At 72.0% G+C, this 13,508-nt stretch carries 7 protein-coding genes; 4 read left to right on the top strand and 3 right to left on the bottom strand.

Annotation, left to right across the window (positions count from 1 at the left end; translation table 11 throughout):
- The first annotated feature begins 10 nt into the window (after positions 1-10).
- Genes ACFWPT_RS10015 through hypE form a run of 3 tightly spaced genes read left to right on the top strand, consistent with a single transcriptional unit; the run spans position 11 to position 2,536 of the window.
- A complete protein-coding gene (locus ACFWPT_RS10015; RefSeq protein WP_380480859.1) occupies positions 11-319 on the top strand; it encodes a HypC/HybG/HupF family hydrogenase formation chaperone in 309 nt (102 codons plus the stop codon).
- Complete coding sequence (gene hypD / locus ACFWPT_RS10020) at positions 316-1,440, top strand: hydrogenase formation protein HypD (protein ID WP_380480861.1); 1,125 nt, start codon at positions 316-318, stop codon at positions 1,438-1,440. The genes ACFWPT_RS10015 and hypD overlap by 4 nt, the downstream gene beginning before the upstream one ends.
- Positions 1,433-2,536, top strand: a complete 1,104-nt coding sequence (hypE, locus tag ACFWPT_RS10025; protein WP_380480863.1) for a hydrogenase expression/formation protein HypE — start codon at positions 1,433-1,435, stop codon at positions 2,534-2,536. Before hypD ends, hypE begins: the two co-directional genes overlap by 8 nt.
- A 179-nt stretch (positions 2,537-2,715) precedes the next feature.
- Here the strand turns inward: hypE and ACFWPT_RS10030 are convergent, their stop codons facing one another.
- The 3 genes from ACFWPT_RS10030 to ACFWPT_RS10040 form a co-directional block, all read right to left on the bottom strand.
- Positions 2,716-10,812 (bottom strand): hypothetical protein, encoded by an 8,097-nt coding sequence (locus ACFWPT_RS10030; RefSeq protein ID WP_380480865.1) that lies wholly within the window; start codon positions 10,810-10,812, stop codon positions 2,716-2,718.
- Between the two features lie 327 nt (positions 10,813-11,139).
- Complete coding sequence (locus ACFWPT_RS10035; RefSeq protein WP_380480867.1) at positions 11,140-11,733, bottom strand: fasciclin domain-containing protein; 594 nt, start codon at positions 11,731-11,733, stop codon at positions 11,140-11,142.
- A gap of 191 nt (positions 11,734-11,924) precedes the next feature.
- Complete coding sequence (locus ACFWPT_RS10040) at positions 11,925-12,428, bottom strand: GNAT family N-acetyltransferase (RefSeq protein WP_063350778.1); 504 nt, start codon at positions 12,426-12,428, stop codon at positions 11,925-11,927.
- 278 nt (positions 12,429-12,706) lie between these two features.
- Between ACFWPT_RS10040 and ACFWPT_RS10045 the strand changes: the two genes are divergently transcribed.
- Positions 12,707-13,309 carry a hypothetical protein gene (locus ACFWPT_RS10045; RefSeq protein ID WP_380480869.1) on the top strand — a complete coding sequence of 201 codons (603 nt, stop codon included), beginning with the start codon at positions 12,707-12,709 and terminating at the stop codon, positions 13,307-13,309.
- Positions 13,310-13,508: the final 199 nt, after the last annotated feature.

Genomic DNA, 13,508 nt, shown 5'->3' on the forward strand with positions numbered 1-13,508 from the left:
GGAGACCGCAATGTGCCTGGCGGTACCCGGAAGAGTGTTGGAGATCGCGGAACGCGACGGGACCAGGATGGCGGTCGTCGACTTCGGCGGGGTCGTCAAGGACGTGTGCCTGGAATACCTGCCGGACCTGAAGGTGGGCGAGTACGCCATCGTCCACGTCGGGTTCGCCCTGCAGCGGCTGGACGAGGAATCGGCCCGCCGGACCTTGCAGCTGTTCGAGGAACTCGGTCTGCTCCAGGAGGAGTTCGGCGACCCCTGGGAGGCGGCTGCGGCTGCGGCGACTGCGGCGTCCTCGGCGAGGCAGGAGGAGGAACGGTGAGATACCTGGAGGAGTTCCAGAACCCCGAGCTGGCCGGTGGTCTGCTCGCCGACATCAGGGCGACGGTCACCCGGCCGTGGGCGCTGATGGAGGTGTGCGGCGGTCAGACGCACAGCATCATCCGTCACGGGATCGACCAACTGCTGCCGCCCGAGGTCGAGTTGATCCACGGCCCGGGCTGCCCGGTGTGCGTCACCCCGCTGGAGGTGATCGACAAGGCGCTGGAGATCGCGGCCCGGCCCGAGGTGATCTTCTGCTCCTTCGGTGACATGCTGCGCGTGCCCGGCACCGGCCGTGACCTCTTCCGGGTGCGCGGCGAGGGCGGCGACGTCCGGGTGGTGTACTCCCCGCTGGACGCGCTGCGGATCGCCGAGGAGAACCCGCACTGGGAGGTCGTCTTCTTCGGCATCGGTTTCGAGACGACCGCACCACCCAACGCCATGGCCGTGCACCAGGCCAGGAAGCGGGGCATCGGCAACTTCAGCATGCTGGTCTCGCACGTACGGGTGCCACCCGCCATCGAGGCCATCATGAACTCGCCGCAGTGCCGGGTCCAGGGCTTCCTCGCCGCCGGACACGTGTGCAGCGTGATGGGCATCGACGAATACCCCGCGCTCGCCGAACGCCACCGGGTGCCGATCGTCGTCACCGGCTTCGAGCCGCTGGACATCCTGGAGGGAATCCGGCGCACCGTACGGCAGTTGGAGCGCGGCGAGCACACCGTCGACAACGCCTACGCGCGGGCCGTGCGCCCGGAGGGCAACCCGGCGGCCCGGGCCATGCTGGAGGACGTCTTCGAAGTGACCGACCGGGCCTGGCGCGGCATCGGCATCATCCCGGACAGCGGCTGGCGGCTCTCCCCGCGCTACCGCGACCACGACGCCGAGCACCGCTTCGACGTCGCGCGGATCACCACCGTCGAACCCGCGCAGTGCCGCAGCGGGGAAGTCCTCCAGGGGCTGCTCAAGCCGCACCAGTGCGAGGCCTTCGGCACCGCCTGCACCCCGCGCACCCCGCTCGGCGCCACCATGGTCTCCAGCGAGGGCGCCTGCGCCGCCTACTACCTCTACCGGCGGCTCGACGCGCCGGGCATGGCCCGGGAGGCGAGCCCCGTTGGCTGAGACCCAGACCCAGACCCAGACCCAGACCCAGACCGGCGCCGGCGGCGCCCCGGACCTCCTCGGATGGAGCTGTCCACTGCCGCTGCGCGACCACCCCCGGGTGGTGATGGGGCACGGCGGAGGCGGGGTGCTGTCGGCCGAACTGGTGGCGAACCTGTTCGCCCCGGCCTTCGGCGGGCCGGTGCTCGCCGGGCTCGCGGACTCGGCGGTCGTCGAGCTCGGCGGTGCCAGACTCGCCTTCTCCACCGATTCCTACGTCGTGCGGCCGCTCTTCTTCCCCGGCGGCAGCATCGGCGACCTCGCGGTCAACGGCACCGTCAACGACCTGGCCATGAGCGGGGCCCAGCCGGCCTATCTGTCCTGCGGCTTCATCCTGGAGGAGGGCGTGGAGACGGCCGTGGTCGCGCACGTCGCCCAGGCGCTGGGCGCCGCCGCCCGGGCCGCCGGGGTGGAGGTGGTCACCGGCGACACCAAGGTCGTCGAGGCCGGGCACGGCGACGGCGTGTACCTGAACACCGCCGGCATCGGTCTGGTCCCCGCCGGAGTCGACATCCGGCCGCAGCGTGCCGCCCCCGGCGACGTGGTGATCGTCAGCGGTGAGATCGGCCTGCACGGCGTGGCCATCATGAGCGTGCGCGAGGGTCTGGAATTCGGCGTCGAGATCGAGAGCGACTGCGCGGCCCTCGGCTCACTGGTGGCCGCGATGCTGGCCGTCACACCCGACCTGCACGTCCTGCGCGACCCCACCCGGGGCGGCCTCGCGGCGGCGCTCGGCGAGATCGCCGAGGCCGCCCGGGTGGGCGTCGTGGTGAACGAGCGCGCCGTCCCCGTGCCCGCGCAGGTCGCCAACGCCTGTGCCATCCTCGGTCTCGACCCGTTCTACGTCGCCAACGAGGGCAAGCTGGTCGCCTTCGTCCCGCGCGAGCACGCCGACGCCGTCCTCGCCGCGATGCGGGCGCACCCGCTGGGCGCGCGCTCGGCAGTGATCGGCGAGTGCGTGGCGGACCACCCCGGCATGGTCGTCTGCCGCACCCCCTTCGGCGGCACCCGCGTCATCGACCTGCCGATGGGGGAGCAACTCCCGCGGATCTGCTGAGGGTTCCGCCCGCCTCGTGCGGGTGGGGGAACAGAATCGGGGCTCGTACCGGCTTCACCGGTACGAGCTCCGATCCTTGTCCAGGGCGTGCGATCAGCCTGGGTGCACCAGGGCCGCTTGGCCCGACGCAACCGGGATCCTGCCGGTCCCGGGTGTGCCCGGGACCGGCAGGACAGCGGTCAGCGGCGGCTCCGGCGGAGCGTCAGCAGCAGGCCGCCCGCGGCGAGCATCGCGAAGGCCGCCAGGCCCGCCAGGGGCATCGGGTCCGACCCGGTGGGGGGCAGCGGGCCGCCCGTGGGGCTGGGCGAGGGCTGCGACGGGTTGACGGTGATGCTGGTGGCGCAAGGTCCGCCGGTGGTCGCCGACGGCTCCGGCACCTCCCGCGCGGAGCGGAGCGACCGGTTCGTCGAAGCGGGGCAGTTGCTGCCGTCGCCGAGCGAGACGACCCGGTTGTCGAGGCGCTTGCCGCCGGCGTCGGACTTGACGGTGAAGGTGTAGACGAGGGTCTCGGTGGCTCCGGGGCGGAGGTCGAGGATCCAGGTCAGGCGCGGCGGGCTGTAGGAGATCCGGCCGATGGTGGCGTGGGCGTCACCGTCGTAGTCGGCGGCGTCCAGGACGCCGGTGAAGTCGTCGACGACGACGGCGCCGTGGTAGGTGCCGCTGGCGCGGTTCGTGGCGGTGACGGTGTAGGTGACCTTGTCACCGGGGTCGGGCTTGGCCGGGGAGACCTGCTTGGCGAGGTGCAGGTCGTGCCGGACGGTGATCGGCTCCGTCGGGGTGGCCACGGCCGTGTGCGTGGGCGTCGCCGGGTCGGGGCCGCCGGTGACGACGGCGGAGTTCACCGGCACCTCCGTCGCGTCCGGCGAGAGGGTCCCGCTGAGGGTGTAGGTCGCGGTGGCGCCGACGGCCAGGTCGATGGCCGGGCACGTGGCGACGCCGCCGGTGTCAGGGCAGTGCGTGCCGTCGGCGTCGGCGGTAAGCACCGGGTGGTCCACCTGCTGCGGGAACCGGTCGGTGACCACGACGTTGCGGGCCCGCGAGGGGCCGTCGTTGGTGACGCCGACCCGCCAGGAGATCGGCCCGCCGGCCACGACCGGGGAGGTCAGCAACACCTTGGAGACCGTCAGACGGGCCTGCTGGGAGGGCGGACCGGTCGGTGAGGCGACCGCGGTGTGGGTGGGTGTGGCGGGGTCGGGCCCGCCGGTGACGACCGCCGTGTTCACCGGTGTGCTGGTGGCCGCGGGGTCGAGCGTGCCGGTGAGCGTCCACGAGTGGGTGGCGCCGACCGGGATCTGGACGGCGGGGCAGGTGGCGACCCCGGCCGTGACGGGGCAGACGGCGCCATCGGAATCCGAGGTCAGCGAGGCGCCGGACACCCCGCCGGGCACCCGGTCGGTGACGACCACGTCCCGCGCCTGGCTGGGGCCGTTGTTGGTGACCGACACCCGCCACCGGATCTGCTGCCCAGGCACCACCGGGCTCGTCAGCAGCACCTTCGACACCGTCAGACGGGCCTGCTGGGACGGTGAGGAGGTCGGTGAGGCCACGGCGGTGTGGGTGGGTGTGGCGGGGTCGGGCCCGCCGGTGACGACCGCGGTGTTCACCGGTGTGCTGGTGGCCGCGGGGTCGAGCGTGCCGGTGAGCGTCCAGCTCGCGGTGCCCCCGGCGGGGATCTCGACCGCCGGGCAGGTGGCGACGCCGGCGGCGACGGCGCAGCTGGCCCCGCTCGTGTCGTCGGCCATCGCGGGGTTGTCGACGCCGTCCGGGATCCGGTCGGTGACCACGACGTTCCGGGCCCGCGAAGGACCGTGGTTGGTGACCGTCACCCGCCACCGGATCGGGCCACCCGGCACCACCGGATCGGTGAGCAGGATCTTGGAGGCGGTCAGGTTCGCCTGCGGCGACGGGGAGCCGGTGGGCGAGGCCACGGCGGTGTGCGAGGAGGCCGTGGGGTCGGGGCCGCCGGTGACGGTGGCGCCGTTGGTGGGAGTGACCGTGGCGTTGGGGTCGAGGACGCCGCTCAGGCTGTAGCTGTGCGACTGACCGACCTCCAGCTCGATGGCCGGGCAGGTTGCGACGCTGCCCGAGACCGGGCAGGCGGCCCCGTCGCTCTCGGACGTCATGGTCGGGCTCGACACTCCCGCCGGGATCCGGTCCGTGACGACGACGTTCCGGGCCCGCGAAGGACCGTTGTTCGTGACGGTGACCCGCCACTGGATCTGCTGCCCGGGCACCACCGGGTTCGTCACCAGCACCTTGCCGAGCGTCAGGTTCGCCTGCGGGATGACGGCGCCGGTGGGGCTGGCGACCGCCGTGTGTGTGGGCGTGGCCGGGTCCGGGCCGCCGGTGACGGTCGCGGTGTTCCCGGGCACGGCCGTGGCGTCCTGGGCGAGCATGCCGGTGAGGGTGAAGGTCGAAGTCGCGCCGACCGGGATCTCCACCGCCGGGCACGTCGCCGTGCCCGTGCTGACCGGGCAGGACGAGCCCGTGGCGTCCACGGTCATCATCGCGCCGACCACCTGGTCCGGGATCCGGTCGCTGACGACCACGTTGCGGGCGGTCGACGGCCCCCGGTTGGTGACGGCGACCCGCCACGAGATCGGCTGGCCGGGCACCACCGGGTCGGTGAGCAGGATCTTCGTCACGGTCAGGTTCGCCTGCGGCTGGGCCGTCTCCGTGGGAGTCGCCGTCGCCGTGTTGTTCGACGGGTTGGGGTCCGGGCCGCCGGAGACGGAGGCGACGTTCACGGGCGTGCTGGTCGCGGCGGCGTCGAGCGTGCCGGTGACGGTGTAGGAGGCGGTGCCGTCGGCCGGGATCTCGATGGCCGGACAGGTCGCCGTGTTGCCGGCGATCGGACACGGCGTGCCGTCGGCGTCGGCGGTCACGGCCGGATTGTGGACCTCCGCCGGGACGGTGTCGGTGACGACCACGTTCCGGGCCCGGGAGGGACCGTTGTTGGTCACCGTCACCCGCCACTGGATCGGGCCGCCCGGCACCACCGGGCTCGTCAGCAGCACCTTGGCGATCGACAGGTCCGCCCGCGGGGCCAGCGAACCGGACGGGGTCGCGACGGCGGTGTGCGTCGGAGTGGCCGGGTCGGGACCACCCGTGGCGGTCGCGGTGTTGGTCGGCGTGGTGGTCGCGTTCGGGTCGAACGTGCCGGTGAGGGTGTACGACTCCGACTGGCCGACGGCGAGCTCGATGGCGGGGCAGATCGCCTGGTTCCCGGTGATCGGGCACGGGGTGTCGTCGGCGTCCGCAGCCATGGTCGGGTCCAGGACGCCGGCCGGGATGGTGTCGGTGACGACCACGTTCCGTGCCCGGGAGGGGCCGTTGTTGGTCACCGTCACCCGCCACTGGATCGGGCCGCCCGGCACCACGGAACCGGTGACCAGCACCTTGGAGAGCGTGAGGCTGGCCTGCGGAGAGGGCGAGACGGACGGGGTCGCGACGGCGGTGTGCGTGGGCGTCGCCGGGTCCGGGCCGCCGGTCACGACGGTGGTGTTGGTGGGCGTGGTGGTGGCGTCCGAGGCCAGGGTGCCGGTGAGGGTGTACGACTGCGACTGGCCGACGGCGAGCTCGATGGCGGGGCAGGTCGCCCGGTTCCCGGTGATCGGGCAGAGGCTGCCGTCCGTGTCCCGGGCCAGGGACGGGTTCGCGACGCCGTCAGGGACGGTATCGGTGACGACCACGTTCCGGGCCGTGCTCGGTCCGTTGTCGGTCACGGTGATCCGCCACTGGATCTGCTGTCCGGGCACGACCGGGTTGGTGAGCAGCGTCTTCGAGACCGTCAGGCTGGCCTGTCCTGAGGGGGTGGTGGTCGGCGAGGCGACGGCGGTGTGGGTGGGTGTGGTGGGGTCGGGGCCGCCGGTCACGGTGGCGGTGTTGGTGGGTGTGTTCGTCGCGTTGGGGCTGAGGGTGCCGGTGAGGGTCCACTTCAGCGTTTGGCCGACGGGGATCTGGACGGCCGGGCAGGTGGCTGTCCCGTTGGCGATCGGGCAGGTAGTGCCGTCCGTAGCCGTCATGCTGGCGTTGGTCACGCCGGTTGGTACCTGGTCGGTGACGATGACGTTGCGGGCTTCGCTGGGGCCGTTGTTGGTGACGCTGACCTGCCATTGGATCTGCTGTCCGGGCACGACCGGGTTGGTGACGAGCACCTTGGAGACGGTCAGGCTCGCCTGCGGTGACGGCGAGTTGGTTGGTGAGGCGACTGCGGTGTGTGTGGGTGTCGCGGGGTCGGGGCCACCGGTGACGGTGGCGGTGTTGGTGGGTGTGGTGGCCGCGTTGGGGTCGAGGGTGCCCGTCAGTGTCCAGGTGCGTGTCTGGCCGACCGGGATGTTCACTCTTGAGCAGGTGGCGGTGCCGTTGGTGATCGGGCAGTTGATGCCGTCGGCGTCAGCCTTCATCGAGGCAGCTGTGACACCGGCCGGCACCTGGTCGGACACCACCACATTCTGGGCGGTGCTCGGTCCGTTGTTGGTGACGGCTACCTGCCACTGGATCTGCTGTCCGGGTACGACTGGGTTGGTGAGCAGCGTCTTCGAGACCGTGAGGCTGGCCTGCGGTGAGGGCGAGTTGGTAGGTGAGGCGACGGCGGTGTGGGTGGGTGTGGTGGGGTCGGGTCCGCCGGTCACGATGGCGGTGTTGGACGGTGTCGTCGTGGCATCAGGGCCGAGGGTGCCGGTGAGTGTCCAGGTGAGTGTTTGACCGACGGGGATGTCCACCCCCGGGCAGGTGGCGGTGCCGTTGGTGATGGGGCACGTTGTGCCGTCTGCGGCCGCCATGTTGGCGTTGGTCACGCCGGTTGGTACCTGGTCGGTGACGATGACGTTGCGGGCTTCGCTGGGGCCGTTGTTGGTGACGCTGACCTGCCATTGGATCTGCTGTCCGGGCACGACCGGGTTGGTGACGAGCACCTTGGAAACGGTCAGGCTCGCCTGCGGTGACGGCGAGCCGGACGGGGTCGCGACGGCGGTGTGCGTCGGGGTGGCCGGGTCGGGACCGCCCGTCACCGTCGCCGTGTTGGACGGTGTCGTCGTGGCGTTCGGGCTGAGGGTGCCGGTGAGTGTCCAGGTGAGCGAGCCGCCGACGGGGATCTCGACGGCGGGACAGGTTGCTGTCCCGTTGGTGATCGGGCAGTTGGTGCTATCGGCGTCGGCCTTCATCGACGCGCCGGTCACTCCGCTGGGGACCGCGTCCGTCACCACGACGTTGCGGGCGCGCGAGGGCCCGTTGTTGGTGACTGTCACCTGCCACTGGATCTGCTGCCCGGGCACCACCGGGTTCGTGAGCAGCGCCTTCGACACCGTCAGGCTCGCCTGCTCGGAGGGGGATGCTGTGGGGGAGGCCATGGCGGTGTGCGTGGACGCGGAGGGATCCGGACCCCCGGTGACGGTCACGGTGTTGGTGGGCGTGGTGGTCGCGTTGGCGTCGAGGGTGCCGGTGAGTGTCCAGGTGAGTGAGCCGCCGACCGGGATCTCGACGGCGGGGCAGGTTGCTGTCCCGTTGCTGATGGGGCAGGTGGCGCCGTCGGTGTCGGCGGTCATGGAGGCGTTGCTCACCCCGTTGGGCACCGTGTCGCTGACGACGACGTTGCGGGCGCGCGAGGGCCCGTTGTTGGTGACTGTGACCTGCCACTGCACCTGCTGCCCGGGCACCACCGGGTTGGTGAGCAGGGCCTTGGAGACGGTCAGATTGGCCTGCGGTGTGGGCGAGTTGGTCGGCGAGGCGACGGCGGTGTGTGTCGGGGTCGCGGGGTCGGGGCCGCCGGTGACGGTCACGGTGTTGGTGGGTGTGGTGGTCGCGTTGGCGTCGAGGGTGCCGGTGAGTGTCCAGGTGAGTGAGCCGCCGACGGGGATCTCGACGGCGGGGCAGGTTGCTGTCCCGTTGGTGATCGGGCAGTTGGTGCTATCGGCGTCGGCCTTCATCGACGCGCTGGTCACTCCGCTGGGGACCGTGTCCGTCACCACGACGTTCCGGGCGCGCGACGGCCCGTTGTTGGTCACGGTCACCTGCCACTGCACCTGCTGTCCGGGCACCACCGGGCTCGTCAGCAGTGCCTTCGACACCGTCAGGTTCGCCTGCGGCGACGGAGTGGCGGTCGGCGAGGCCACCGCCGTACGCGTCGGGGTCGCCGGGTCGGGGCCTCCGGTGACCGTGGCGGTGTTGGTGGGGGAGGTGGTGGCGTCGGGCGACAGCGTGCCGGTGAGTGTCCAGGAGAGCGAGCCGCCGACGGGGATCTCGACAGCCGGGCAGGTGGCAGTCCCGTTGCTGATGGGGCAGTTGGTGCCGCCGGTGTCGGCCGTCATGGAGGCGCCGGTCACTCCGCTGGGCACGGTGTCGCTGACCACGACGTTGCGGGCCCGCGACGGGCCGCTGTTGGTCACCGTGATCCGCCACTGGATCTGCTGTCCGGGCACCACCGGGTTGGTGAGCAGGACCTTGGAGATGCCCAGGGTGGCTTGTCCGCCCGGCGGGATCGGGTTCGCGGTGCTGGTGCAGTTCGGGGTGCAGCCCGGGTCGGTGGCGCCGCCCGGAGGGGTGACGGTGGCGCGGTTGTCCAGCGCACCGGTGGCGTCGGCCGGGACGGTGCCGGTGAGGGTGTAGGTGACCTGGCCGCCGGCCGCGATGTTGACGGTGGTGTTGATGTTCCCGGTGCCCGACGCGGCGCTGCCGCAGCTGCTTCCACTGGCGGCCGTGCAGGTCCAGGTGAAGTTCTGGACGGAGGCGGGCAGTGTGTCCCTGACGCTCACTCCGGTGGCGTCGGAGGGGCCGCTGTTCTTCACCACGATCGTGTAGGTGAGCGGCTGGCCGGGGATGTACGGGTTCTTGTCCGGTGTCTTGGTGACGGACAGTCCGGTGGTCGGCTGCGACGGCGTGTCGAGGGTGGTGGAGCAGGTCGGGCCGCAGTTGGGGTCGGTGCTCGCCGAGGGGCGGGTGACCGTGGCGGTGTTGGTGAGCGTCCCGGTGGTCGAGGGAGGGACGGTGCCGGTGACCGTGTAGGTGACGCTGTCGTTGGCCGCGATGGTGGCCGTGGTGTCGAGGCTGCCCGAGCCGCTCGACGTGCCGCAGGCGCTGTTCGCGGTGGCGGCCGAGCAGGTCCAGGTGAAGCCCGAGAGTGCGGACGGCAGGGCGTCGCGGACGGCCGCGTCGACGGCGGGCGCGGGGCCGGCGTTGCGGACGGTGATGGTGTAGGTCAGCGGCTGGCCGGGGACGTAGCCGGCCTTGTCGGCGGTCTTGGTGATGGACAGGCCGACCGTGGTCTGCCACTCGATGACGACCTCGCCGTTTCCGCCGTTGGAGTAGCCGCCGCCGTCGCCGATGCCGCGCACGTACTGGGTGTCGGTGCGGCCGCCCGAGGTGCCGCCCTGGCCGTTGCCGGTGCTGTTGGTGCCGTTGGAGGTCTGGGTGTTGGTGACGCCGGTGCCCCGGTTGTAGCCGGAGCCGCCGCCACCCATGCCGTTGGGGTCCAGGGTGCCGGAGCGCTGGCAGGCGCCGCCGCCACCGCCGTAGTAGCCGCCACCGCCGCCGCCACCACCTTCGTAGCCGCTGTTGTTGGCGCCGCTGCCACCCTGGTACTGGCTGCCGGCGGTCGCTGCCGCGCAGGCCGTCTGGGTGGCTGCCGCGCCGCCCGCGGTCTGGGTGCCGCCCCGGCCGGAGGCGGCGGGCTGGTTGTCCTGGCCGCCGTTGGTGCCGCCGCCGCCACCGGCCGCCGGGGTGGTCGCGTCGGCGCCGGGCGAGGAGCCGCCACCACCACCGGCGATGAGCAGCGGGGTGGTTCCGTAGGTGCCGTTCCACACGGCGCTCAGCCCGCCGCCGCTGCCGCCCGTCGCGCTGGCGCCGGCGGCGTTCGTGAATCCCTGGCCGCCGGCGCCGCCGCCGCCGTACGTCGGGCTGGTGCTGTTCATCACGCCGCCCTGTCCGGAGGTGACGGTGAGCCGCTGGCCGGGCGTCACGGCGAGGGTGCCGGTGGTGTAGCCGCCGCCACCGCCCCCGTACTGGCCGGTGTAGTAGGGGCGGGGGGACCCGGCGCCGCCGGCGCCGAAGACGCGGGCGTAGACGCTGCTCACCCCGGCGGGCACGGTGAAGGTCTGGTCGCCGCCGCTGTAGGTGAAACGGACGCAGTTGGTGTTGGTGCCGGACGGCGTGCAGGAGACCTGGGCGCGGTTCCGTTCGACGAGGCGCGGGGCGGTGTGCTGCGGGTGCACGGAGGCGGCGAGGGCGAACCCTCCTTGCGGCACCAGGCACAGCAGGGCGAGGACGCCACGCAGCAGCATGGACACTGGACCGTCGACCAACGACCGCACCGGACGCACCGGCGCCTCCTCTCGCGATCACGCGTCAGCACGCGTGCGCGACCAGGAATAACCGACGTCACGGTAGGCAGCGGTCACTCGCGACCGTGTCATCTGATCATTACGTGCGAATCCCTGCTATTGGCCTATGAGGAGGCCTCGGCCGGGTCTTGCGGGCGGCGACGGAGTTGCTGTTCCTGTCCCGGAGGACTCCGGTAGGAGCTCTGCCCGGAACGACGGGTCTGGGTGGGGAGCAGCCGCCGCGACCCGCGTGTCGACGTCCCGGTTCGCTCAGTGCGCTCAGCTCGTTCAGTCGAACGCCGGTACCTGGTCCAGCACCGCCAGCCGCGCGTTCGCGGTCCGGATGCTGCCGCAGACCACCTGCGCACCGCCGATCCGGTAGTCGTCCCCGCTGCCGGTCGCCTTGATCACCGCACCCTGCAGCGAGGTGTAGGACTTGTCCGCCAGATCGGCCTTCCGCAGGTCCCGGACCACGATCAGGCGGCGCAGCAGGTCGCTCGCGCCGGGCTGGGCGCCCAGGGCCTTCTTCTGGTCTTCCGGCAGTTTGGCGAAGGCCGTGTCGTTCGGGGCGAAGACGGTGACGTTGTCCATCGAGTCGAAGACGTCCTCGGCCTTGGCCGTCTTGATCAGCGAGGACATCGAGGTGAGGTCCTTGGTCTGGTCGATCGCGGACAGCACCGGGATGCCGCCCATCGAGGCCAGGCTCCCGGGGCCGTCGGCCGGCAGCGCGGCGCAGTTCGGGCCGAACGCCTGCTCCGGCGGGGGAGGTGCGGCGACCGCCGGAGCGGCAGCGTCGCTGCCCACACCGGTGCAGCCGGCGAGCGGCACGAGGGCCAGCGCGACGGCTGCGGTCAAGACGGGGTGGGTCGTGCGACGACGCATGCGAAGTCCTTCTCAAGGGGGCGAACCGGCCTATCCGGGCTGAATACGCTCAGATAGTGACACGGGAACGGGACGATCCCCGGGACTGACCTCACTTGACCGCCCGTCACCGAATCGGTGCCGGGCTCCGGCGGACCGGCCCGCCCGGGCGACGGGCGAGCCGAACGGGCTGTCCTCGCCCGGACCCCCCGTCAGGGGGTGAGTCGGAACGCCTCCAACTCCATGCCGTACCAGCGGGTGGTGCGGCCCAGCGCGGTCATGCCGAGCCGGTGGCAGACGGCCAGCGACGGCCGGTTGTCCGGCCGGACCACCGCGTGGATCTCGGCCAGGCCGTCCGCGAATCCCTTGGCCACGGCGCCCTGCGCGGCCTCGGTGGCGTAGCCCTGCCCCCAGCTGTCCGGATGGAGGTGCCAGCCGACCTCGACCTCTCCGTCGCCGTCCGGGATCGGGATGAGCAGGACGGAGCCGGCGACCACGCCGGTGTCCTTCCGTTCCGCCGCCCAGGTGCCGAAGCGCGGGTCGGCCGAGCGGGAGCGGAAGCGTTCGATCGCCGCCTCGGCGTCAGTGAGGTTTTCCAGGGTGCGGGGATCGCGGCCCAGCCACTGCGTCACCTCCCAGCGGGAGTAGATGTCGAGTGCCCGCTCGCGGTCCTCGGGCTGCCACTGGCGTATCGTCAGGCGATTGGTCGTGAACATGGACGTGATTCTGCTCCGACTGACCTGCGGGTGCCAGGCGCAGGCGCTTCCGGCATCGACCGAGCGGCCTCCCCGCAGGGCTTCCACACCGCGGCTTCCACCGCCCCGACCGGACGGGCTCCCGTGCGCAGGGCGACTTTGGGCCAAGATTGCCTGTTCATGCGATCGGCACATGTTATGCACACTTCCTCCCCGTAGGGTGTGGCCGTCCCATCCCGGGTTCCCCCGTCAACGGGCCGCATCGTGCTGCCCGCCGCTAGGACTGGAGTGAATTGACCATGTCTGACCGCCACTTGTGGAAGCATCTGACAACTGCCGTCGTCCGCAGGGGAGTCGGCGCCACCCTGGGCGCCCTCGCGCTGATCGCGGCCTTCGTCCTCGCGGGCACCGCCGCCGGGATGTCGAGTGCGGCGGCCCAGCCGGCCGGCTGGGGCGGCCCCGGCAAGTGGGCCTGCTCCGGCGCGCCCGTCCAGTCCGGATGGGTCATCACCATCTACGACCGGACCGGCTGCAACGGCTCCGGTTCCTGGTACCAGGAACCGGTCAAGGACGGGATCTGGACCTGTTCGGGCTCGCCGATCGTCCCCGGGTACGTCATCACCGACCACATCCAGACCGGCTGCAACGGCATCGGCTCCTGGCGGCACAACCTCCCCAAGGACGGGATCTGGACCTGCGGCGGATCGCCGGTCGTCAGCGGCTATGTCATCACCGACTACATCCGCAACGGCTGCAACGGCGTCGGAGCCTGGCGGCACAACCTCGCGCGCGTCGGCCTGTGGACCTGCCCGGGCTCGCCCATCCCGGCCGGCTTCCGCGCCACCACGTACAGTGCCGGCGGGTGCAGCGGCCTCGGCGCCTGGGCCCTGGTCCGCGCCTGACCCCACCCGCCCGGCCCGGAGGCACCGCGCACTCGTCGTGCCGGTGCCTCCGGCACGCTCCCACAACGGCAGCTGGTCGAAGCCGTCGCCGTCGGCACGCACAGCGTCGAGATCCACGCCGGCCATCGTGTCCACACAACGGATGGTTGTGCCCTCCCGGCGGATCAGTTGTTTGATCCCGCCATTCGCCATCCGCTTT

This window comes from Kitasatospora sp. NPDC058478 (assembly GCF_042720345.1).
GTDB lineage: Bacteria > Actinomycetota > Actinomycetes > Streptomycetales > Streptomycetaceae > Kitasatospora.

Excerpts from the sequence above, each read along its gene's own strand:
- ACFWPT_RS10035 (WP_380480867.1), bottom strand. The coding sequence starts at position 11,733 with ATGCGTCGTCGCACGACCCACCCCGTCTTGACCGCAGCCGTCGCGCTG.
- ACFWPT_RS10045 (WP_380480869.1), top strand. The coding sequence starts at position 12,707 with ATGTCTGACCGCCACTTGTGGAAGCATCTGACAACTGCCGTCGTCCGC.
- ACFWPT_RS10040 (WP_063350778.1), bottom strand. The coding sequence starts at position 12,428 with ATGTTCACGACCAATCGCCTGACGATACGCCAGTGGCAGCCCGAGGAC.
- ACFWPT_RS10015 (WP_380480859.1), top strand. The coding sequence starts at position 11 with ATGTGCCTGGCGGTACCCGGAAGAGTGTTGGAGATCGCGGAACGCGAC.
- ACFWPT_RS10030 (WP_380480865.1), bottom strand. The coding sequence starts at position 10,812 with ATGCTGCTGCGTGGCGTCCTCGCCCTGCTGTGCCTGGTGCCGCAAGGA.